The organism is Staphylococcus sp. EG-SA-14 (assembly GCF_017151935.1).
Lineage (GTDB): Bacteria > Bacillota > Bacilli > Staphylococcales > Staphylococcaceae > Staphylococcus > Staphylococcus aureus.
This window is the reverse complement of the sequence record NZ_JACVZM010000003.1, coordinates 63,148-85,531: the sequence shown is the minus strand read 5'-3', so window position 1 is coordinate 85,531 and position 22,384 is coordinate 63,148. Positions and strand designations below refer to the sequence as shown.

General features: G+C 33.4%; 22 protein-coding genes, 1 other RNA gene and 1 other annotated feature. Of the genes, 2 read left to right on the top strand and 21 right to left on the bottom strand.

Annotated features, from left to right (window positions below):
- Window positions 1-16: 16 nt before the first annotated feature.
- The 13 genes from udk to IDG63_RS03800 all read right to left on the bottom strand — a co-directional run bounded on the left by udk (window position 17) and on the right by IDG63_RS03800 (window position 13,808).
- On the bottom strand, window positions 17-640 hold the full coding sequence (gene udk, locus IDG63_RS03860) for a uridine kinase (RefSeq protein ID WP_000648617.1): 624 nt from the start codon (window positions 638-640) through the stop codon (window positions 17-19).
- Entirely contained in the window at window positions 640-1,908 is a 1,269-nt protein-coding gene (locus IDG63_RS03855) for a peptidase U32 family protein (RefSeq protein WP_000848304.1), read from the bottom strand. Before IDG63_RS03855 ends, udk begins: the two co-directional genes overlap by 1 nt.
- A gap of 11 nt (window positions 1,909-1,919) precedes the next feature.
- A complete protein-coding gene (locus IDG63_RS03850) occupies window positions 1,920-2,843 on the bottom strand; it encodes a peptidase U32 family protein (RefSeq protein ID WP_000137775.1) in 924 nt (307 codons plus the stop codon).
- A gap of 2 nt (window positions 2,844-2,845) precedes the next feature.
- A complete protein-coding gene (locus IDG63_RS03845) occupies window positions 2,846-3,484 on the bottom strand; it encodes an O-methyltransferase (protein ID WP_000342266.1) in 639 nt (212 codons plus the stop codon).
- Between the two features lie 284 nt (window positions 3,485-3,768).
- On the bottom strand, window positions 3,769-4,077 hold the full coding sequence (locus tag IDG63_RS03840; protein ID WP_000134779.1) for a DUF1292 domain-containing protein: 309 nt from the start codon (window positions 4,075-4,077) through the stop codon (window positions 3,769-3,771).
- A gap of 14 nt (window positions 4,078-4,091) precedes the next feature.
- A complete protein-coding gene (ruvX, locus tag IDG63_RS03835) occupies window positions 4,092-4,520 on the bottom strand; it encodes a Holliday junction resolvase RuvX (RefSeq protein ID WP_000939059.1) in 429 nt (142 codons plus the stop codon).
- A gap of 3 nt (window positions 4,521-4,523) precedes the next feature.
- On the bottom strand, window positions 4,524-4,784 hold the full coding sequence (locus IDG63_RS03830; RefSeq protein ID WP_000426912.1) for an IreB family regulatory phosphoprotein: 261 nt from the start codon (window positions 4,782-4,784) through the stop codon (window positions 4,524-4,526).
- Between the two features lie 62 nt (window positions 4,785-4,846).
- Window positions 4,847-7,477: an alanine--tRNA ligase gene (alaS, locus tag IDG63_RS03825; RefSeq protein ID WP_000734070.1), complete on the bottom strand. Its 2,631-nt coding sequence runs from the start codon at window positions 7,475-7,477 to the stop codon at window positions 4,847-4,849.
- A 131-nt stretch (window positions 7,478-7,608) separates the two neighbouring features.
- Window positions 7,609-7,786, bottom strand: a binding site (T-box leader).
- A gap of 33 nt (window positions 7,787-7,819) precedes the next feature.
- A complete protein-coding gene (gene recD2 / locus IDG63_RS03820) occupies window positions 7,820-10,297 on the bottom strand; it encodes an SF1B family DNA helicase RecD2 (RefSeq protein WP_100127010.1) in 2,478 nt (825 codons plus the stop codon).
- A gap of 1 nt (window position 10,298) precedes the next feature.
- On the bottom strand, window positions 10,299-10,967 hold the full coding sequence (locus IDG63_RS03815) for a tetratricopeptide repeat protein (protein WP_000567029.1): 669 nt from the start codon (window positions 10,965-10,967) through the stop codon (window positions 10,299-10,301).
- Window positions 10,968-11,267: 300 nt separating this feature from the next.
- Window positions 11,268-11,468: a hypothetical protein gene (locus IDG63_RS03810; protein ID WP_000972434.1), complete on the bottom strand. Its 201-nt coding sequence runs from the start codon at window positions 11,466-11,468 to the stop codon at window positions 11,268-11,270.
- Window positions 11,469-11,546: 78 nt separating this feature from the next.
- Window positions 11,547-12,665, bottom strand: a complete 1,119-nt coding sequence (gene mnmA / locus IDG63_RS03805; RefSeq protein WP_000066097.1) for a tRNA 2-thiouridine(34) synthase MnmA — start codon at window positions 12,663-12,665, stop codon at window positions 11,547-11,549.
- Complete coding sequence (locus IDG63_RS03800; RefSeq protein ID WP_000409174.1) at window positions 12,666-13,808, bottom strand: cysteine desulfurase family protein; 1,143 nt, start codon at window positions 13,806-13,808, stop codon at window positions 12,666-12,668.
- A 311-nt stretch (window positions 13,809-14,119) separates the two neighbouring features.
- Between IDG63_RS03800 and IDG63_RS03795 the strand changes: the two genes are divergently transcribed.
- The gene (locus tag IDG63_RS03795; protein WP_000985872.1) at window positions 14,120-15,133 is read left to right on the top strand and encodes an LLM class flavin-dependent oxidoreductase; all 1,014 of its coding nucleotides are present in this window, start codon (window positions 14,120-14,122) and stop codon (window positions 15,131-15,133) included.
- Between the two features lie 236 nt (window positions 15,134-15,369).
- Here the strand turns inward: IDG63_RS03795 and IDG63_RS03790 are convergent, their stop codons facing one another.
- The 3 genes from IDG63_RS03790 to cymR all read right to left on the bottom strand — a co-directional run bounded on the left by IDG63_RS03790 (window position 15,370) and on the right by cymR (window position 16,260).
- Window positions 15,370-15,516: an SAS049 family protein gene (locus IDG63_RS03790; protein ID WP_000009238.1), complete on the bottom strand. Its 147-nt coding sequence runs from the start codon at window positions 15,514-15,516 to the stop codon at window positions 15,370-15,372.
- Window positions 15,517-15,555: 39 nt separating this feature from the next.
- Window positions 15,556-15,738, bottom strand: coding sequence for a CsbD family protein (locus tag IDG63_RS03785; RefSeq protein ID WP_000752909.1), 183 nt, complete (start codon window positions 15,736-15,738; stop codon window positions 15,556-15,558).
- A gap of 99 nt (window positions 15,739-15,837) precedes the next feature.
- Window positions 15,838-16,260: a cysteine metabolism transcriptional regulator CymR gene (cymR, locus tag IDG63_RS03780; RefSeq protein ID WP_000704122.1), complete on the bottom strand. Its 423-nt coding sequence runs from the start codon at window positions 16,258-16,260 to the stop codon at window positions 15,838-15,840.
- A gap of 84 nt (window positions 16,261-16,344) precedes the next feature.
- On the opposite strand from cymR, the gene IDG63_RS03775 reads away from it, so the two are divergent.
- A complete protein-coding gene (locus IDG63_RS03775) occupies window positions 16,345-17,619 on the top strand; it encodes a replication-associated recombination protein A (protein WP_000102740.1) in 1,275 nt (424 codons plus the stop codon).
- 160 nt (window positions 17,620-17,779) lie between these two features.
- On the opposite strand, the gene IDG63_RS03770 is transcribed toward IDG63_RS03775, so the two are convergent.
- From IDG63_RS03770 to hisS, 5 genes are all read right to left on the bottom strand, one after another.
- Entirely contained in the window at window positions 17,780-18,553 is a 774-nt protein-coding gene (locus tag IDG63_RS03770) for a tRNA threonylcarbamoyladenosine dehydratase (protein WP_000682646.1), read from the bottom strand.
- A complete protein-coding gene (locus IDG63_RS03765) occupies window positions 18,553-18,681 on the bottom strand; it encodes a hypothetical protein (protein ID WP_001808243.1) in 129 nt (42 codons plus the stop codon). Before IDG63_RS03765 ends, IDG63_RS03770 begins: the two co-directional genes overlap by 1 nt.
- 64 nt (window positions 18,682-18,745) lie before the next feature.
- Window positions 18,746-18,936, bottom strand: a non-coding RNA gene (gene ssrS / locus IDG63_RS03760) — 6S RNA.
- Between the two features lie 77 nt (window positions 18,937-19,013).
- Window positions 19,014-20,780 (bottom strand): aspartate--tRNA ligase, encoded by a 1,767-nt coding sequence (aspS, locus tag IDG63_RS03755; protein WP_000044799.1) that lies wholly within the window; start codon window positions 20,778-20,780, stop codon window positions 19,014-19,016.
- Between the two features lie 15 nt (window positions 20,781-20,795).
- The gene (gene hisS, locus IDG63_RS03750; RefSeq protein ID WP_000590826.1) at window positions 20,796-22,058 is read right to left on the bottom strand and encodes a histidine--tRNA ligase; all 1,263 of its coding nucleotides are present in this window, start codon (window positions 22,056-22,058) and stop codon (window positions 20,796-20,798) included.
- Between the last annotated feature and the right edge of the window lie 326 nt (window positions 22,059-22,384).

Sequence of the window (22,384 nt, the reverse complement as noted above, 5' to 3'; positions counted from 1 at the left end):
CCTTTACTGAATTATACTATTGCTTGCTAACTAAAGACTGAATTTTTGTTGTCATAATATCTATTGCAACTTTATTGCTCCCACCTTCAGGAATAATTATATCAGCATATTTCTTAGTCGGTTCAATAAATTGGTCATGCATAGGTCTAACAACACTTAAATATTGATTGATAACAGAGTCCATTGAACGCCCACGCTCTTTAGTATCTCGTGTTAAACGGCGTAATATTCTCAAGTCTGCATCTGTATCAACATATATTTTAACATCCATCATATCACGTAATACCTTATTTTCTAAAGCGAAAATACCTTCTACGATAATAACATCTTTAGGTTTAAAATCAATGGTAATGTCACTTCTTGTATGACTAGCATAATCATATGTCGGTACTTCTACTGCTTTACCATTTTTCAAGTCTTTAAGATTTTCAATTAATAAATCATTATCGAATGCAAATGGATGGTCATAATTGGTTTCTAGGCGCTCGTCGAAAGTCAAGTGTTTTTGATCTTTATAATAGTAATCTTGAGCAAGTAAAGCGACACTATGACCTTCTAAGTTTTTCATAATTTCGTTAGTTACAGTTGTTTTTCCTGAGCCAGATCCACCAGCTATGCCAATGATTGTAGTAGCTTTCATTAGCCAATTTCCTTTCTCATCATGTTGTTTGGATATATCGGGCGATCCACTTTAATTTGAACGATTTGTAATGGATGGCGCGCCGCGTCTAAGCTGTTACCTTCTTCATCATAAATTGCTTCTACTACTTGTGTAAATGTTTCAATTTCTGGACCAAAGAATTCTATTTCTTGACCTGGTTTAAAGTTATTTCGTTGTTGAATAGTCGCAATTTTTGTATCTTCATTATAATCTAATACCAAACCACAAAAATCAAATGGTGATTTTTTAGATTGTTGTTGACCAAACATCTGTTCTTCATAACCAGGTGTTCCCTCAAAGAATGCTGGTGCAGTGTCTCTATTTGCACATTTATCTAACTCTATTAACCATTCCGGATTAATCTTAAAGTTGTCAGGATCTGCCGCATACGCATCAATGACTTTACGATATACTGAGACAACTGTTGCAATATAATGAATTGACTTCATACGTCCTTCAATTTTTAATGAGTCCACACCAATATCCATCATTTGAGGAATTGATTCGATTAATTTTAAATCTTTAGGACTCATCGCAAACGGTGTAACTTCACCTTGATTATAAAAAACATCAAGTTCACCATTATCATCAACTTCTAATAATTCATAATCCCAACGGCAACTTTGACAGCAACCGCCTCTGTTGGAATCCCTTGCAGTCATATGATTACTTAATGTACATCTACCTGAATAGGCGATACACATAGCACCATGAATAAATGCTTCGATTTCAATATCTACTTTTTCCTTCATTTCACGCATTTCCATCGCGCCGGTCTCACGTGCTAATACAACACGATCCAATCCTTCTTCTTTCCAATATTCTACAGCTTTGTAATTAGAAAGTGATTGTTGAGTAGATAAATGAATTTCAAGTTTTGGCGCAACTTCTTTACATGTTTCGATAATTAAAGGATCTGCAACAATGATACCTGTCGCACCAGTCTTTTCCAAATTACGCAAATATGATTCTAGACCTTCAATATTCTCATCATGTGCAATAATATTTGTCGTAACATAAATTTTGGCACCGTAACGGTTCGCAAATTCAACACCTTCAGCTATTTCTTCCATCGTGAAATTATCAGCATTTGAACGTAATCCATATTCTTGACCACCTAAAAATACGGCATCAGCGCCATAATGTACTGCTATTTTTAACTTTTCTAAGTTTCCAGCAGGTGCTAATAATTCTGGTTTCTTCATAACTGTTTTAGGAGTTGATTTAATCTCTTCTATTGTCTTCATGATTAACCTCCTTAATATACTGTTTGTTTATATAAGAAACCTTCGTCAAATGGTCGATGATCAGGTTGAATTTCTTCAATTGGGTCCATCAACATAAATTTCTCATCTTCATAGATTTCAGGATCTTCATTGTACAAATCTATCGCTTGACGATACTGTTCCGTTACCACATTAATATATTCTTCCGTTTGTAGAATACCATCGATTTTAAATGAATCTATACCCGCCTCAAAAAATGGTGCTAATTCTTCAATTAAACAAATGTCGTTTGGTGACATAATGTGCGTACCATTGTAATCTTCGTAAACTGGGTAATTATTTTGTCTTTCTTCATCATAAAGTAATAAAGATTGTTCATCATTGCGACGTTCAATTTTCATTTGGCGATCTTGGAACGTATAATAATTGCCTAGTAGCATACGCTTTGATTGGAACATACAAGTCATTCCTTGAACTTGAACCTCAATTTCCACATTTGAATTTTCTTTTATATTAATAATTTCATCCAAATTCAGCTCACGTGCTAAGACAGCTCTTGATGCGCCTCTTTTACCCCAGTAATTACATTGAAAATGATTAGTTACTAACGTCTCTGCATTCCAATGAAGTGGTATTGGATTTTCTTGCGCCTTCACATACATTACTACTGCTGGATCCCCGAAAATAATTCTGTCAACTCGTATTTCATGTAAAAAATTAATATAATCTTCTACAGCATCTAAATGATAATTATGAAATAATCCATTCACTGCCGCATATACTTTTTTATCGTTTTTGTGAGCTAATGCGACAGCCTCTGTCATTTGTTGTCTATTGAATTCCCCTGGAAGTCTTAAACCAAACTTTTGCTCGCCAATTACAAAAGCATCTGCACCTAAATCAATAAGTGTTTCCATATGGCTTAATGACTTGGGTGTGACAAGTAATTCTGTCATAGTCATTCTCCTTTAATTGAAATCGCTAATCCATCGTCTATATTTAAAAAATTCGTTGTATATCCTGGTTGCTTTATTAACCACTCATTATAATCTTGAACCTTTTTAACCATTTGTCTTACATTTCTCGATCTAACAATCCCAATATCCGATACAAAACCGTGATATAAAACATTATCTGTAATTACGAGACCTTGGTGCTTTAAAAGTGGTGTATATATTTCAAAAAATTTCTTTGATTGCGCTTTTGCTGCATCAATAAATATCATATCATAAACTTTGTCATTTACATTTTCAAATTGCTCTAAAGCATTACCTTCAATAATTCGAACCTGGTTTTCAAAATGATAAGTAGCTAAATTTTGTTTAGCATATTGAATCATCGTTTCATTACGCTCTATCGTTGTGACATGAATGTCATCAGATATAGAAGCGAATTGCATAGAACTATAGCCGATTGCTGTGCCAATTTCTAAAATATTTTTAACATTATTCATACGAATTAATTGCTTAATTAAATCTAATGTTAAACGATCTACAATTGGCACTTCATTTACTTCGGCAAATTCACGCAAAACTTCGATTGAACTATTTTGATGTTGATGTAAATCTATTAAATATTTTTTATTTAGGTCATCCATGTTTTAAACTTCCTTTATGTAAAATAAGTCAATATGATTATGACAATAAAATAAATCAGCCTTCACAATTGATTATAATTTTGCCAACCAATTAAATGACTGATTTCGTGTTAGACGCAAAGCTATTTTATTTATAGAAGCGAATCATTCATATAAAATTTAACTTTAGATATTTTACCATATTTTCAATAAAATTATAAGCGTTAATTATTTATACATTGCTTGACTTAAAAAAATACTCTTGCCTACCCATCTTAAGGTTAGCAAGAGTAAAATCTTTTTAATTATTCTTCCATTTCAGTATTTACAACTTCTTCAATCATGTCCCATTCTTCATCAGTTTCGATTGGTACTAACTTACCACCGTCACCTGACTCATCTGGTTCATTGATCATTGGTACAAGCTCAATCATATCGTCTTCATCTGATTGAGCACCTTCTTCAGCTAAGATAACATACTCTTTTTTGAATTCAGGATGATAAAATTCTAAAACTTTTCGGTATAAAACTTCATTTCCCTCTTCATCGAATAAAGTTAATAATTCTTCTTCGTTATTAATTTCTAGTTGTGAATCATGATTATGTTCAGTCATAGTAAAATCTCCTTTTAATGTAGTGAATCTAAATAGCCTTGTAAAATAAATACCGCTGCCATTTTATCAATCACTTGTTTTCTTTTTTGTCTTGAAACATCTGCTTCTAATAATGATCGTTCAGCAGCCATTGTGCTTAATCTTTCATCCCACATCACAATCTCAATAGAAGGATAAGCTTCTAATAATTTTTCTTTATATGTTAACGAAGCTTCGCCTCGAAATCCTATTGAATTATTCATGTTTTTAGGTAGTCCTATTACGACTGTACCCACATTATGTTTTTTAATAATGTCTACTAATTGGTCAATACCTAATTCATTATTTTCTTCATTGATTCGGAGTGTGTCTAATCCTTGTGCCGTCCAACCCATTATATCACTAATTGCAATTCCTACCGTTCTACTACCGACATCGAGTCCTAAAATTTTATGTTGTAACATAAATTATTTATTTTGCTCTTTTAAATAGTAAGAAACAAGTTCTTCCATAATAACATCTCTATCAATATGACGAATTTGATTTCTTGCTTCATTCTGGCGTGGAATATACGCAGGGTCACCTGATAATAAATAACCTACAATTTGGTTTACGGCATTATATCCTCGTTCATCTAATGTTCGATAAACATTATTTAAAACATCTCTTACATCTTGCGTTGGAAGTTCTTCATAGTCGAATTTCATTGTTTTATCAAAGTTTTCCATTTGCGACACTCCTTTAATTACAAATATAACTCACTATCATCATACAATATTATGGCTTTAAATTATAGATTTTTAATGTAATCTTTAATAAAGCTTAATGATTTTGAGATATTTTCAGGTTGTGTACCGCCACCTTGAGCCATATCTGGACGACCGCCACCTTTACCACCAACGATTGGTGCCATTTGTTTGATAAGATCACCGGCTTTAACGTTATTTGTTAAAGATTTAGGGACAGTTGCAACCATCGATACTTTATCATCAACATTACTTGCAAGAATGATAATTGTATCTTGTAGTTTAGATTTAAAATCGTCCATTGTCGAGCGAATTGCTTTCGCATTTGGTACATCCACTTCAGTAACCAATACTTTATAGCCATTGATTTCTTCAACTTGATCTTCAATATTACCCATTTTAAGTGATGTGATTTCTTTGTCACGTTGCTCTAATTGTTTTAATAATGCTTTTTCTTCATCTTGTATTTGTGTTAACTTATCGACTACTTGATCATCAGATTTCACTTTCAGCTGTGATTTCATCGTATTAAATTTCTCTTGAATATCTTCTAAATATAAGAAAGCTGCTTTACCTGTTAATGCTTCAATACGACGCACACCAGCTCCTGTACCTGACTCACTTACTATTTTGAATAAGCCAATTTCAGAAGTATTGCGGACATGAATACCACCACATAATTCAATTGAAAATGGTGCCATATTTACTACACGCACAACATCACCATATTTTTCACCGAATAATGCCATTGCGCCCATTTCTTTAGCTGAAGCAATATCCATTTCTTGAATGTTAACGTCAATACCTTTCCAAATTTCTTCATTTACTAAGCGTTCAACTTGATCAATTTCATCATTAGTCATTGGACCAAAATGAGAGAAATCAAAACGTAAACGATCTGCTTCTACTAGTGAACCAGCTTGGTTAACATGATCACCCAGTACTGATTTCAACGCTGCATGTAATAAATGTGTTGCACTATGGTTCTTTTGAATGTCACGTCGATCATTTTGGTTCACTTCAGCAGACACTGTAGCGCCAACATTTACTTGGCCAAATTGTACTACTCCTTTATGCAAGTTTTGACCATTTGGTGCTTTGGTTACTTCACTAACAGCAATTTCAAAATTGTCATTATAAACAATACCTGTATCCGCAACTTGTCCACCACTGACTGCATAAAATGGTGTTTCCGTTAACATGAAGTATACTGTTTCACCCGCTTCAACTTGTGAAACTTCTTCACCATTGTATATCAAGTGTGTTAGTGTTGTTTGAGCTGTCGCAGTATCATAACCAACAAAAGTACTTGCAGATGTAATATTTTTCAATACTTCACTTTGAACTTGCATTGATTGAGAATTTTGACGTGCTTGACGTGCACGATCACGTTGTTGTTGCATTTCTGACTCGAATGTTGTCATATCAACTTTCAATCCTGCTTGCACTGCTATTTCTTCAGTTAATTCAATTGGGAACCCATACGTATCATACAATTTAAATGCATCTTTCCCATTAATTTCATTTGTTGTCGCTTTAGCTTTTTTAATTAATTCATTTAAAATCGCTAAACCATCTTCTAATGTTTCATGGAATCGTTCTTCTTCAGACTTTATAACACGCTTAATGAAATCTGCTTTTTCCTTAACATTTGGATAATATGGTTCCATAATGTCTGCAACAATATCAACAAGTTTGTACATAAATGGCTCATTGATTCCTAACGTTTGACTAAAACGAACGGCACGACGTAACAATCGACGTAATACATATCCTCTACCTTCATTGGCAGGTAATGCACCATCAGAAATTGCAAATGCAATCGTACGAATGTGGTCAGCAATTACTTTAAATGCCACATCTTGTTCGTTGTTTACTAAATATTGTTTACCTGATACTTTTTCGATTTCATTCATTATAGGCATAAATAAATCTGTTTCATAGTTAGTACGTACATTTTGAGAAACTGAGGCCATACGCTCAAGCCCCATGCCGGTATCAATGTTTTTATTAGGTAATGGTGTGTAACTATGATCTTTATTATGATTGAATTCACTAAATACTAAGTTCCATACTTCAAGATAGCGTTCATTTTCTCCACCTGGATACATTTCTTCTGCCGGATCGTCTTGTCCATATGCTTCTCCGCGATCATAGAAAATCTCAGTGTTCGGTCCTGAAGGCCCTTCACCAATATCCCAGAAGTTACCTTCAATGCGAATAATACGACTTTCTTCAAGCCCAATATCTTTATGCCAAATGTTGTATGCTTCCATATCTTCCGGATGAATCGTAACGTACAATTTATCTGGCTCCATACCCATCCATTTATCACTCGTTAAAAATTCCCAAGCAAATTCAATCGCTTCTTGTTTAAAATAATCACCAATTGAGAAGTTACCTAACATTTCAAAGAATGTATGGTGACGCGCTGTGAAACCAACATTTTCAATATCATTTGTACGAATAGCTTTTTGAGAGTTTACAATTCTTGGCTTTTTAGGTGTTTCACGTCCATCAAAATATTTCTTTAATGTTGCTACACCTGAATTAATCCATAATAATGTATCATCATCAATTGGCACTAATGGTGCAGAAGGTTCAACCATATGTCCTTTTTCAACAAAGAAATCTAGATATTTTTGTCTAATTTCACTCGCTTTTAACTTTTTCATCATTTACACATCCTATTTACTGTTTTTAAATTACCATTCCATAAAAATTGATGACACAGATAGTCGATTTGCAAAACTAGTATAAATCAATATCATTTTTTATTATTAAAAAATAAAAAACGCCCATCCTCAAAAGGGACGAACGTTATCGCGGTACCACCCTAGTTATAAATGCAATTCAACACATTTATCACTTTAAATCGACTATACAGTTGTGCATAAAGTAGCGTTCACTAATGTTTGTTGTACTTTTCACCAACCAGTACATCTCTGATAAACAAATCATTAACTACTCATCTTTATACGAATTTAATTCTATTTTAGTTACATTTACGCTTGTTGTCAACGTTCTATAAAGTCATACGGCGTGATTTCTCCCATATTAATCATTGGGTCAATTTTAAACATTGTAGCTTCCGTTAATACATTTATATCTGTTTTTGTTGAATCAGACGTAACTTCTCCACTATCATTCGATGACATTGGCGCTTGTACTTGATCATCTATTGTCGTTTGTGAAGCTCCTGTATCATTAGTTGCTGTGTTTTCCAGCATTTCTTCATCTTCTGAATTAAAATAATTTTTCAACAATGTACATAATTGTGTTAAACGCGCTTGACCATTTGTTTTTAATCCAATATCAAATGCTTCTGGATCACCAAGTAAAACTAAACTCGTTTTCGCTCTAGTTAAACCAGTATATAATATCGGTCTTTGTAACATTCTAAAATACTGTTTAACAATAGGCATGATAACAATAGGAAATTCTGAACCTTGTGATTTATGGATTGATGTACAATAAGCATGCGTTAATTCCATCATATCTTGTTTCGTAAATGTAATTTCATTACCTTCAAAATCCACAACAAGTACATCTTTATTAAGGGCATTTTCTTTCGCCCAAAAAATACCAACAATAACTCCTATGTCACCATTGAATATGTTATCATTTGGCCTATTAACAAGTTGTAATACTTTGTCACCTTTTCTAAAGACTACATCACCAAACTCAATTTCTCGTGTGTCTTTCTTTTTAGGGTTTAAAATATCTTGTAAAACTTGATTTAAACGTTTAATACCGGCATTTCCTTTATACATTGGTGCAAGCACTTGAATATCAGCCATAGTATACCCTTTATTAACAGCACTAGTAACTACCTTCTCAACAACTGTTGGTATTTGGTTTGCCTGACAGTTAATAAAACTTCTATCATGAAAACGCTGTGTAATATCAATTTTCTGACCCAACTTCATTCGATGTGCTAATTCTATAATGCTTGAACCATCTTGTTGACGATATACTTCAGTCAGATTAACTCGTGGTATAGCTTTCGATTCAATTAAATCTTTAAATACTTGACCAGGACCTACAGAAGGCAATTGGTCCTCATCACCTACAAATATCAATTGTGCATCTAAAGGAACTGCACTTAAAAATTGGTGGAACAACCAAGTATCTACCATAGACATCTCATCAATGATTATGAGTCGTGCGTTTATTTCATTTTCTAATATATCCTCTGGCTTTGTGTCTTGATTCCAACCTATTAAACGATGAATAGTCATAGCTTCTAATCCAGTTGACTCTTGTAGTCTCTTGGACGCTCTTCCTGTTGGCGCTGCTAATACAACTGGATAATCATCATTGACATAATCATCATAATCTAATGATAAGCCATGAATCTCAGCATATAATTCAACAATACCTTTAATTACTGTCGTTTTTCCTGTTCCCGGTCCACCGGTTAATAGCATCACCTTAGAATTGATAGCCGTTTGCAAAGCTTCTTTTTGTGAAGCTGCATAGTTCACTTGATTCGCATCTTCTATTTCACCAATATGCATTTGTAAATCTGACTGTTCAATTTCTGTAAGTTTATTTGTATGCGTCTTTATTCTGAATAAGTTTTGAACACTTTTGATTTCAGAATAATACAAACTTGGAATTGCAACTTGTTCATTGTCAATAATTAGTCGTTTTTCCTCATTTAAGTATTGCAACATTTCGTCTAATTTTTCAGGTTCGATGACCTCTTCATCTTGATAATTTAATACATCAACCGTTAAATCTATAACAACATTGATAGGCAAATATGTATGTCCCTGTTTAATACATTCTTCTTCTAACGTATAGAGCAACGCAGCTTTTAATCGTTCATTATCGTTATAAGCGATACCAATATTTCTAGCAAGTTTATCTGCTTTATTAAAACCAATACCTTTAATATCATAAATCAATTGATATGGATTTCGATCTAAAATAGTCAGTGTATCGCCGAGATAAAACTGATAAATTGCCATTGAAAGTTTAGGACCAAACCCTAAATCATGTAAACGAATCATTATTTTTTCAGATTCTTGATTTGCTGAAATTTGTTCTGCAATTTGTTTCTGTTTCTTTTTAGATAATCCCGAAACTTTTTCTAGCACTGAATGGTCATCTAATATATCGTTTATCGCATTGTCACCTAATGTATTAACAATATTTTGAGCTGTCTTTTTACCTACACCTTTAAACAAATCACTTGATAAATAACTTATAATTGCTTCTTTCGTTTGTGGCATTTCTTTTTCAAAAGTCTCTGCTTTTAATTGTTTACCATAACGTGGATGATCAACAACTTGCCCTTTAAATGTGTAGACATCGCCTTCAACAATATTCGGAAGAAACCCTACAACAGTTGGCATTGTATCAAAGTCTTCATTTGTTTCAATAGTATCTACTTTAAGCACTGTATAAAAATTATCACTGTTTTGAAACAATATCGCTTCAACAGTACCTTTGATCATTGAATAATCAAATAGTGTAGGGTCTGACATGTTACTCCTCCTCTTTCATTTTAGTGAATGTTTTCAGCGCATGCTGACTTAATAAATGTTTAGGGTCGATAGTCACAGCTTCTTTAAAATGAGTTATGACTTCATCAATATCTTCATTTTTCATAAATAACGCTAAGCCCAAATTGTATCTTGCATCAACATGATTTTTATCAATCGTTAATACATGTTTAAGTTGAGTTATGGCTTCATTAAACATTTCTAATTGACATAATACAAGACCATATTGAAATTGAACTTCTGCATCTTTGTCTTTATCTAGTTCCGCAGCAGTCATTAAATACGGCAATGCCAGCTTAAATGATTCTAACTGATTAAACGCCATACCGATCATATAATTACAATCAACTTGTTCAATCTCTGTTTGTAATGCTTGTTGATATAATTTAATAGCTTCTTGATAACGTTGCTGATTATAATATACATTTGCTAGATTAAAAAATACGACGCCATTCTTCGGATCTATTGTTAAAGCTTTTTGGAAAAAACGCTCTGCCTTTTCAATCTCATTCGCATCAGCAAGTACGATACCAGCATTAATATAATTTTCAATAATTGTAGGATTTTCTTCGATATTTCCGAACAATGCTTGTAACGCTTCTTCTATTTTTCCATTTTGTATGTATTGATAAATTGTTTGTTGATCTATCATTTACGAACCTCATTTCTCATCAATTATAACATCTTGATAAATTGTATGTCTCGAATCACTTAACAACGAATAAAATATAATCTAATATCATCTTCATTCATGAAAAAGCGGGAATGGAATAGAAATGATTAAGAACCATTAACGGTTTATTATGTAATGGTTCTTCCACATTAGCCACCACTATTATGTACTTAAAAATAGGAATACATAATTAGATTCATGCATAGGGAGTGGGACAGAAATGATATTTTAACAAAATTAAATTCGTTTACCCCAACTCGCATTGCCTGTAGAATTTCTTTACGAAATTCTCTGTGTTGGGGCCCCATCCCCAACTTGCACATTATTGAAAGCTGACTTTTGGTCAGCTTCTGTGTTGGGGCCCCGTCCCCAACTTCCATTGCCTGTTGAAATTGGGGTTCCAATTTCTCTATGTTGTGGTCCCGCCAATATAACATTGTAGAGCCTAGGACATTGTGATGTCCCAGACTCTATCATCATGAATTATTCTCATCAAAAACTGTCTTTCGTCATTTTCGACGTTGAAACTTCAAATAAGTAATTTATTGTTGCCATTGTTTATACAACATAATTTAATTGACCTTCATTTTTGAACACATCGTCAATTGTTGCTCCACCAAGACACACATCACCTTGATAAAAAACAACTGCTTGTCCAGGTGTGATTGCTCTTACTGGCTCAGCAAAAGTAACACGTAGTGCATGGTCGTTTTCACGTTTCACAAAAACTTTCGTATCTTTTTGGCGATATCTAAATTTAGCTGTACATTCAAAACCTTGATCTAAGTCATTATCTTCTGGATTTACAAATGAATAGTCTGAAGCAATTAAGTAATCACTGTATAATGCATCGTGATGGAATCCTTGTTCTACATATAAAACATTATCTTTTAGGTTTTTACCGACAACAAACCAAGGATCGCCATCTCCACCTATACCTAATCCATGTCTTTGTCCTATTGTGTAATACATCAAACCACTATGTTTACCCATTTTCTTACCATCAAGTGTTATCATATCACCCGGTTGTGCAGGTAAATATTGTGATAAAAATGTTTTAAAGTTTTTTTCGCCGATAAAACAAATGCCTGTAGAATCTTTTTTCTTAGCAGTAACAAGTCCTTGTTCTTCAGCAATTCGACGCACTTCACTCTTTTCGATGTCGCCAATTGGGAACATCACTTTTGAAAGTTGTTGTTGAGATAATTGATTCAAGAAGTATGTTTGATCTTTATTATTATCTACACCACGTAACATTTCAACATGACCATCTTCATGACGATGTATGCGTGCGTAATGTCCTGTTGCTACATAATCTGCACCTAAATTCATCGCATGATCTAAAAAGGCTTTAAACTTAATTTCTTTATTACACATAACGTCTGGATTTGGAGTACGACCTTTTTTGTATTCATCTAAGAAATACGTAAAGACTTTATCCCAATATTCTTTTTCAAAATTAACAGCGTAATATGGAATGCCAATTTGATTACACACTTCAATAACATCGTTGTAATCTTCAGTTGCAGTACATACGCCATTTTCGTCAGTGTCATCCCAGTTTTTCATAAATATGCCAATGACATCATAACCTTGTTCTTTTAAGACGTGGGCTGTTACAGAACTATCTACACCGCCTGACATACCAACGACAACACGTATATCTTTATTTGACAATTATGACTCCTCCTTAAATTTAAAATATATTTTATGAATTTCAGCTACAATTGCATTAATTTCATTTTCAGTAGTCAATTCGTTAAAACTAAATCGAATCGAATGATTTGATCGCTCCTCATCTTCGAACATTGCATCTAAAACATGCGACGGTTGTGTAGAGCCTGCTGTACATGCAGATCCAGACGACACATAGATTTGTGCCATATCCAACAATGTTAACATCGTTTCAACTTCAACAAACGGAAAATATAGATTTACAATATGGCCTGTAGCATCCGTCATTGAACCATTTAATTCAAATGGAATCGCTCTTTCTTGTAATTTAACTAAAAATTGTTCTTTTAAATTCATTAAATGAATATTGTTATCGTCTCGATTCTTTTCTGCTAATTGTAATGCTTTAGCCATCCCAACAATTTGCGCAAGATTTTCAGTGCCTGCACGGCGTTTCAATTCTTGTTCACCGCCAAGTTGAGGATAATCTAGTGTAACATGGTCTTTAACTAGTAATGCACCGACACCTTTTGGTCCGCCAAACTTATGAGCAGTAATACTCATTGCGTCGATCTCAAATTCGTCAAACTTAACATCAAGATGTCCAATTGCTTGAACCGCATCAACATGGAAATATGCATTTGTCTCAGCAATAATATCTTGAATATCATAAATTTGTTGCACTGTGCCAACTTCATTATTTACAAACATAATAGATACTAAAATCGTCTTATCTGTAATTGTTTCTTCAAGTTGGTCTAAATCAATAGCACCTGTATCATCAACATCTAGATATGTTACATCAAAACCTTCTCGCTCTAATTGTTCAAAAACATTTAACACAGAATGATGTTCAATCTTCGATGTGATAATGTGATTACCCAATTGTTCATTTGCTTTTACTATGCCTTTAATTGCCGTATTATTCGATTCTGTTGCGCCACTCGTAAATATAATTTCATGTGTATCTGCACCAAGTAATTGTGCAATTTGACGTCTTGACTCATCTAAATATTTACGCGCATCTCTTCCCTTAGCATGTATTGATGATGGATTACCATAATGCGAATTGTAAATCGTCATCATCGCATCTACTACTTCAGGTTTTACTGGTGTGGTCGCAGCATAATCTGCATAAATTTCCATGTTTGGACACTCCTCACAATTTTATCAATGTTCCAATAATAGCACCTTACATACTATTTTTCTACTTTTCTGTTTAACTTTATTTATAATGTTTTTAATTATATTTTACCATTTTCTACACATGCTTTTCGATAGGCTTTTTTAAGTTTATCGCTTTATTCTTGTCTTTTTTATAAATTTTAGTATTTGCAGATATTTTTTTATTTGTAAAATGTAACGTACTATTATTTTGGTTATGAGCAATTTAATATTTATCTGGTTATTCGATTGGTATACTTCTTATATCATAAAAAAGGAAGGACGATATAAAAATGGCGATTAAATATTCAGCATTAAACCTTGTCCCTATTCGAGAAGGTGACGATGAACAAACAGCAATTAATGATATGGTTAATCTCGCACAACATTTAGACGAATTATCATATGAAAGATATTGGATTGCTGAACACCATAACGCTCCCAACCTAGTAAGTTCAGCAACTGCTTTATTAATTCAACATACGTTAGAACATACGAAACACATACGTGTAGGTTCTGGAGGCATCATGTTACCTAATCATGCTCCATTAATCGTTGCGGAACAATTTGGCACGATGGCAACATTATTTCCAAATCGTGTCGATTTAGGATTAGGACGTGCACCTGGAACAGATATGATGACCGCAAGTGCATTAAGACGAGATCAACATGATGGTGTTTATAAATTTCCAGAAGAGGTTTCATTATTACAACAATATTTCGGCCCTGCTCACCAACAAGCATATGTTCGTGCTTATCCAGCAGTAGGTAAAAATGTGCCTTTATACATTCTTGGTTCTTCAACAGATTCTGCACATTTAGCTGCTCGCAAAGGGCTTCCATATGTGTTCGCTGGACATTTTGCACCTCAACAAATGAAAGAAGCTATCGAAATTTACAAAACGTTATTTGAACCTTCTGATGTATTAGACGAACCTTATGTTATTGTATGTTTAAATACAATCGTTGCTGAAAATGATGACGAAGCACAATATTTAGCTTCATCTATGGCACAAGTAATGGTTAGTATCACTCGTGGCAGAATGCAGCCCGTTCAACCGCCAACACATGAACTACAAAATATATTAACGCCGAGAGAATACGCGATGGCTATGGAAAGACAGAAAATATCATTAATAGGTTCAGAAAATACTGTTCAACAAAAAATTCAAGATTTTATGGAAACTTATGGTGAAGTCAACGAAATTATGGCAATAAGTTATATTTATGATAAAGATATGCAATTAGACTCTTATCGTCGGTTCAAGAATGTTATAAATCAGATAAATGAAAAAAACACTTTATAATGTGATAAATAAACTAAGTGAAAGTATGTATCCATAATATTAATAAAAATATACAGTAACAGCATTTTGAATGAAAGATGTCTTTATTGTTCAATCATTTATTTTAGTAATGATTCAAATTCACTTAAAATTCTAATGCAAATATGAAAGCGCCCCTTCAACTTTACACTGTGTAAGTGTTTATTTGATGGGGCGCTTTCAAAATATTGAAAAGCATATCCAAAATTTAAAGAAATTTATTTCTCTTTATCTTCATTTTCTTTTTTCTCTTCGTTATTCGATCCTGTATATTCATTTATCTTATCTTTTACATTTTTAACTTGTTCATTATCGCTATTTTTAAATTTTTCTACTGCGTCTTTAGCTTTATCCATAAAACTCATATTAATCGCTCCTCTTATATTTGATTAGTTTAATTGAACTTATTTTTTAAGTTTATCAATTGCATCAGTTATTTTGTTTTTAGCATTTTCAACAACTTCTTTTGCTTTACCAGTCGCTTTATCTTGCTGACCTTCTTTTTCTAATTCTTTGTTATCAGTAACGTTACCTACTGTTTCTTTAACATTTCCTTTAAATTGATCGAACTTACTTTCGTCTGCCATAGTGAAACCTCCTTGGATGTATATATTTATATACCACTAAGGAGGTTCGCTAAACATTATAATATGAAGTTTTTATGTTATAGTATAGTATTTATACGATTAAATATAAAACATGTATCCGTCTAAATCTTCACTTGTATCTACATATTCCGCTAAATATTTCAATGTTGTATTATCTAAAACATCTCTCACTGCATCTCTCATGCGAATCCATAGTTGTTTTTGCGCAGGTGGTTCTGATTCAATACTTTCAACAAATGTAATTGGACCTTCTAACAGTCTTATAATATCCCCTGCTGAGATTTCTTCCGCTGGTACTCTTAATTGGTATCCACCTTTAGCACCGCGTACACTTCGAATTAACCCCGCATTTCTTAAAGGACCTACAAGCTGTTCTAAATATAAATCACTCAAATTATTTTCTTCAGCAATTGACTTTAATGATATACATCCTTGCCCCTCTTTTTTAGCAAGAGAAATCATCAATGTAAGTCCATATCTCCCTTTAGTAGAAATTTTCATTGTATAACCTCACTTAATTCGAATATTGATATTCCCATTTTAGCATTTTTTGAGTTAAGATAGTATAAGAAAGGTGTGACAAATGTGAGTACAGAACCATTAGCATCGAGAATGCGCCCAAAAAATATAGATGAAATCATTTCCCAACAACATTTAGTTGGACCAAGAGGCATTATCAGAAGAATGGTTGATACAAAAAAATTAACTTCAATGATTTTTTATGGTCCACCTGGTATAGGCAAAACAAGTATTGCCAAAGCAATTTCGGGCAGTACGCAATATAAATTCAGACAATTGAATGCTGTAACTAACACTAAAAAAGATATGCAACTTGTTGTTGAAGAAGCTAAAATGTCTGGTCAAGTTATCTTGTTATTAGATGAAATACATCGACTAGATAAAGCTAAACAAGACTTTTTATTACCTCATTTAGAAAATGGCAAAATCGTCTTGATCGGTGCTACAACTTCAAATCCTTATCATGCTATCAATCCAGCGATTCGTTCAAGAGCGCAAATTTTTGAGTTATATCCTTTAAATGATGAAGATGTGCGCCAAGCTTTAACTCGTGCAATAGAAGATGAAGAGAATGGTTTGAAAACATATCAACCCAAAATTGATGAAGATGCCATGACCTACTTTTCTACACAAAGTCAAGGTGATGTTCGTAGTGCGTTAAATGCATTGGAATTAGCTGTATTAAGCGCAGATAATGACAAAGACGGTTATCGACATGTTACATTGCAAGATGCTAAAGACTGTTTACAAAAAGGTGCATTTGTAAGTGATAAGGATGGTGACATGCATTACGATGTTATGAGCGCTTTCCAAAAATCTATCCGTGGTAGCGACGTCAATGCCGCTTTACATTATTTAGCACGATTAATTGAAGCTGGAGATTTACCTACAATAGTTCGACGATTACTTGTAATTAGCTATGAGGATATAGGCTTAGCCTCACCTAATGCTGGTCAGAGAACACTTGCTGCTATTGAATCAGCAGAACGTCTAGGTTTACCAGAAGCTAGAATTCCACTAAGCCAAGCAGTAATCGAACTATGCTTATCACCTAAGTCAAATTCAGCAATGAGTGCCATTGATAGTGCATTGTCCGATATTAGAAACGGTCATGTGGGCCAAATTCCAAACCATTTAAAAGATGGACATTATCAAGGTGCTAAAGATCTAGGCCGATCTATTGGTTACAAATATCCACACCAATATGTTAATGGCTATGTTTCACAGCAATATTTACCTGATAAACTTAAAAACAAAATTTATTATGAACCAAAAACGACATCTAAAAGTGAACAACAACTCAAAGAAATATATAACAACTTACTTAAACAAAGGCCGTAAAAATAAGATTAAATCGATTACCTTTGATATTTTAGCTATAATCAAATCAAAACTGACTAGTATACGAGGCATATTCTACTATGCTTGCGAACTAGTCAGTTTTAGTTTTATGGTGTGGTTACACTTGCCTTACGTTGAAAATTATGACTTTCAAAATGAATTATTGCCCTTTGTCTTTAATGCGACGAACTGGAATATCTTTTAATACGTCATTCACCACATAACTAGCACAAATTAATCCAACAACACTTGGCACAAAGGCATTTGAAGAAGGTGGCATTTGTCCTTTTCGATTGATAGCATTTTTATCTCCAACTATATCTTTTACATCTTCTCTTATGACAATTGGACTTTCATCTGAAAATACAACTGGAATCCCTTTACGAATTCCTAGTTTTTTCAATTTTTGACGAATAATTTTGGCCATTGGATCGGTATGTGTTTTAGAGATATCTGAAATTGTAAAACGTGTTGGATCTGTTTTATTTGCAGCACCCATACTGGAAATCACTTTAATCCCTCGGTCAAGACACTCTTTCATTAAGTGTACTTTGTACATTATTGTATCACTTGCATCTACAAAATAATCTATATCGTAGTTATCGAAAATTTCTTCATATGTCTCTTCTGTATAAAACATATGTAAGGGCGTGACTTTACAATCTGGATTAATTAATTTAATACGTTCTTCCATCAAAGAAACTTTACTTTGTCCTACCGTTGTAGTTAAAGCGTGTAATTGTCTGTTTACATTTGTAATATCAACATCATCTTTATCTATTAATATAATATGACCAATATTCGTTCTTGCTAATGCTTCAGCAGCAAATGAACCAACACCTCCAACGCCAAGTATGACAACAGTTTGTTGCTTCAATAAATCTAAACCTTGTTGTCCAATCGCTAGTTCATTTCTTGAAAATTGATGTTTCATTATTTTACCTCTTTCACTGATTTATACATAAGTACATAGTAACTTAAAATTTTATATTTAGCATTATCGCTTTGATTATTTTCCCAAAATTCAACGAGGAAACATTTATTAAACGCTATTAAACCCAACTAATTCTTTATTAAAAACTTAAAGAAACGCATAAAAATACGCAAGACAAAGTCTTGCGTATCGATAGAGTCCGTATTGCCGTAGTTATAATAGCTTGATCATTCGGCCTGTTATATACAGGTGGGTGCCCTGTTTCTTGTTTTGTACGTCCTTCATATAAGGCGTGTACGCTGCAAGAAAACCCATTGGGCTCCCTTGATCAAAGAGTGTTAGGCCCAAATTAAAAAGCAAACTTACGAACAACTCAGATGACTATCTTATGATGTTATATTACCACATAATTAAAATTAATGAAATTATAACAAACCAAAGTTTATTGATTTTTTAAAATTTAGTGACGAATTCGCAAAGAAAGTTCTTCTAATTGTTTATCAGAAACTTCACCAGGCGCATTCGTTAATAAACATGTAGCAGATGCTGTTTTAGGGAATGCGATTGTATCTCTCAAGTTTGTTCTATTAGTCAATAACATGACTAATCGATCTAATCCTAATGCAATACCGCCATGTGGTGGTGCACCATATTTAAATGCATCTAGTAAGAAGCCGAACTGTTCTTGTGCTTGTTCTTTAGTAAATCCAAGAACTTCGAACATTTTTTCTTGTAACTCACCATCATGAATTCTGATTGAACCGCCACCTAATTCATAACCATTTAATACTATGTCATAAGCATTTGCCTCAGCTTCTTCTGGCGCAGTGCCAAGCTTAGCAATATCAGCTTCTTTTGGAGATGTAAATGGATGATGTGCTGCAACGTAACGTTTCGCATCTTCATCATATTCTAATAATGGCCAATCTGTCACCCATAAGAAGTTTAATTTTGTTTCATCGATTAAACCTAATTCTTTAGCTAATTTGACACGTAATGCACCTAAACTTTGTGCAACGACATTTGGTTTGTCTGCAACAAACATTACTAAGTCACCAGCTTCAGCACCAGTTAATGTAAGTAATGTTTCAACATTTTCTGTTTCAAAGAAACGTCCAATTGGACCTGTCAAACCGTCTTCCACAACTTTAACCCACGCTAATCCTTTAGCACCATAGATGTTTACAAATTCTGTTAAAGCATCCATATCTTTACGAGTATATTGTTCAGCTGCACCTTTAGCGACAATTGCTTTAATTTCACCATCATTTTCAACAGTATCTTTAAATACTTTAAAGTCCATATCACGTCCTAATTGAGAAACGTCAATTAATTCCATTTCAAAACGCGTATCTGGTTTATCAGAACCATAGCGACGCATCGCTTCTTTATATGTCATGCGTGGGAAAGCGCCATTAATTTCAACGCCTTTAACTTCTTTAACAACTTTTTTAAGCATTTCTTCACCCATTTGCATCACATCTTCTTGGTCTACAAAACTCATTTCAATATCGACTTGTGTAAATTCAGGTTGACGATCTGCACGTAAATCTTCGTCACGGAAGCATTTTACGATTTGGTAGTATTTGTCAAATCCACTAATCATCAATAATTGCTTAAATAATTGTGGTGATTGTGGTAATGCATAAAATTCACCATCATGAACACGAGATGGTACTAAATAGTCACGTGCACCCTCAGGTGTTGACTTCGTTAGTACTGGTGTTTCGATGTCAAAGAACCCTTCATCATCCAAATATTGACGAATAGAACGTGTAATTTGATGTCTCATTTTAAATGTTTGCGCTAACTCTTGACGACGTAAATCTAAATAACGGTATTTTAATCGAATATTTTCATCAACGTTAACATTTTCTTCATTTATAGAAAATGGTGGTGTCTCAGATTTATTAATCACTTTAATATTTGTAACTTGTACTTCAACTTGGCCAGTTTTAATTTTAGGATTAACTGTTTCAGGGTCACGCTTCGTAACTGTACCTTGAACTTCTACAACATATTCAGAACGTACTGTTTCAGCAATTTTCAATGCCTCTTCTGAAAATGCAGGATTAAACACGACTTGTACAATTCCTTCTCTATCTCTTAAATCAACGAAAATCAATCCACCAAGGTCACGACGATTGTTAACCCATCCTTTTAATGTAATTTCTTGTCCTAAAAATGCCTCAGTAACTAATCCACAATAAGTTGTTCTCTTACTCATATTTTAACGCCCTCTCTACTTCTTAAAATATTCGACTAATGCGTCTAATTCAATTGTTTCAGATTCACCAGTTGTCATATTTTTAACATCGATTTTATTATTTTCTAATTCTTGATCACCAATAACGATTGTAAACTTGGCACCTAAACGGTCTGCTTGTTTCATTTGTCCTTTAATTTTACGCTGTAAATAGTCTTTATCTGCTTTAATACCATTATGTCTCAAATGATTTAATAGCTTCACAGCATATCGATCTGCTTGATCACCCATTGTAACAATGAATAAATCTAAGTTTTCTTCAATATCTAATTCGATACCTTCTTCTTCAAGTGCAAGCAATAATCGTTCTATACTTAGCGCAAAACCAATACCTGTTTCACTTGGACCATCTAGCAATTCTAATAAACCATTATAACGGCCACCACCACAAAGCGTTGTAATGGCACCATCATAGTTAGGGTTATCCATCATTAATTCAAATGCTGTATGTGTATAATAATCCAATCCACGAACTAAGTTAGGATCTTCAATATATGGAATACCTAAATCATCTAAATAAGCTTTTACTTGTTCATAATATGCCTTAGATTCCTCATTTAAGAAATCAGTGATTCTAGGTGCAGTCTTAATCGCTTCTTTATCACGGTCTACTTTACAATCCAAAATTCGCATCGGATTTGTATGCAAACGTGATTGACAATCTGAACAAAATTCATGAATTACTGGTTCAAAGTGTTTCACTAACGCTTCGTTATATTCTTTTCGAGACGCCATATCCCCTACACTATTAATAACAAGCTTTAAATGTTTTAATCCAAATGATTGATAAATATGCATAACCATAGCTAATACTTCTGCATCTACGCTAGGATTTTCAGCACCAATAGCTTCTACACCAAATTGATTAAATTGACGATAGCGTCCTTTTTGCTTACGTTCATATCTAAACATCGGTCCATTGTAATAAAGTTTAATTGGTTGGTTTGGATTACCTTGCATTTTATGTTCAATATATGAACGCACAACTGCAGCTGTTCCCTCAGGTCTTAATGTAATACTTCTATCGCCTTTATCTTTAAATGTATACATTTCTTTTTGTACGACATCGGTTGAATCACCAACACCTCTTGCAAAAAGATCTGTACTTTCAAAAATTGGTGTTCTTATTTCTTTATAATTATAAAATGTCATTAATTCATCTAATTGATTTTCAATGTAACGCCATTTCTTTGAATCTTCAGGTAAAATATCCTGCGTCCCTCTAGGTATTTTAATCATTTTGACATCTCCCTCGGCAAACTATTTTATTTAATTACCTTTTTAAAACTAAAACTATATACGACCACTTAACTTTGCACGATAAATCATAATCTTAAAAGCAAAAGAAAAAGCCCTTGCACAGCCTGAAACTGCACAAGGGACGAATATCCGTGTTGCCACCCTCATTGGTTTAAAAAACATGCCTAATTGTAATCATCATTACTTTTTATAAGCGTGCATTTAATAAACCCACTCAAAACGTTTAACGTACGTTTAACGGCTTTACTTTTCATAAAGCACCTCTTCTTGTGTTCAATGTATATAAACTACTCAGCATAATCTTT

Excerpts from the sequence above, each read along its gene's own strand:
- udk (WP_000648617.1), bottom strand. The coding sequence starts at position 640 with ATGAAAGCTACTACAATCATTGGCATAGCTGGTGGATCTGGCTCAGGA.
- IDG63_RS03850 (WP_000137775.1), bottom strand. The coding sequence starts at position 2,843 with ATGACAGAATTACTTGTCACACCCAAGTCATTAAGCCATATGGAAACA.
- IDG63_RS03785 (WP_000752909.1), bottom strand. The coding sequence starts at position 15,738 with ATGGCAGACGAAAGTAAGTTCGATCAATTTAAAGGAAATGTTAAAGAA.
- hisS (WP_000590826.1), bottom strand. The coding sequence starts at position 22,058 with ATGATTAAAATACCTAGAGGGACGCAGGATATTTTACCTGAAGATTCA.
- IDG63_RS03770 (WP_000682646.1), bottom strand. The coding sequence starts at position 18,553 with ATGAAACATCAATTTTCAAGAAATGAACTAGCGATTGGACAACAAGGT.
- IDG63_RS03845 (WP_000342266.1), bottom strand. The coding sequence starts at position 3,484 with ATGGATGACCTAAATAAAAAATATTTAATAGATTTACATCAACATCAA.
- cymR (WP_000704122.1), bottom strand. The coding sequence starts at position 16,260 with ATGAAAATTTCTACTAAAGGGAGATATGGACTTACATTGATGATTTCT.
- IDG63_RS03815 (WP_000567029.1), bottom strand. The coding sequence starts at position 10,967 with ATGATAGATCAACAAACAATTTATCAATACATACAAAATGGAAAAATA.
- ruvX (WP_000939059.1), bottom strand. The coding sequence starts at position 4,520 with ATGTTACAACATAAAATTTTAGGACTCGATGTCGGTAGTAGAACGGTA.
- aspS (WP_000044799.1), bottom strand. The coding sequence starts at position 20,780 with ATGAGTAAGAGAACAACTTATTGTGGATTAGTTACTGAGGCATTTTTA.
- IDG63_RS03830 (WP_000426912.1), bottom strand. The coding sequence starts at position 4,784 with ATGGAAAACTTTGATAAAACAATGAAATTCGACTATGAAGAACTTCCA.
- alaS (WP_000734070.1), bottom strand. The coding sequence starts at position 7,477 with ATGAAAAAGTTAAAAGCGAGTGAAATTAGACAAAAATATCTAGATTTC.
- IDG63_RS03795 (WP_000985872.1), top strand. The coding sequence starts at position 14,120 with ATGGCGATTAAATATTCAGCATTAAACCTTGTCCCTATTCGAGAAGGT.
- IDG63_RS03810 (WP_000972434.1), bottom strand. The coding sequence starts at position 11,468 with ATGATGATAGAGTCTGGGACATCACAATGTCCTAGGCTCTACAATGTT.
- IDG63_RS03800 (WP_000409174.1), bottom strand. The coding sequence starts at position 13,808 with ATGGAAATTTATGCAGATTATGCTGCGACCACACCAGTAAAACCTGAA.
- IDG63_RS03855 (WP_000848304.1), bottom strand. The coding sequence starts at position 1,908 with ATGAAGACAATAGAAGAGATTAAATCAACTCCTAAAACAGTTATGAAG.
- recD2 (WP_100127010.1), bottom strand. The coding sequence starts at position 10,297 with ATGTCAGACCCTACACTATTTGATTATTCAATGATCAAAGGTACTGTT.
- IDG63_RS03840 (WP_000134779.1), bottom strand. The coding sequence starts at position 4,077 with ATGACTGAACATAATCATGATTCACAACTAGAAATTAATAACGAAGAA.
- IDG63_RS03790 (WP_000009238.1), bottom strand. The coding sequence starts at position 15,516 with ATGAGTTTTATGGATAAAGCTAAAGACGCAGTAGAAAAATTTAAAAAT.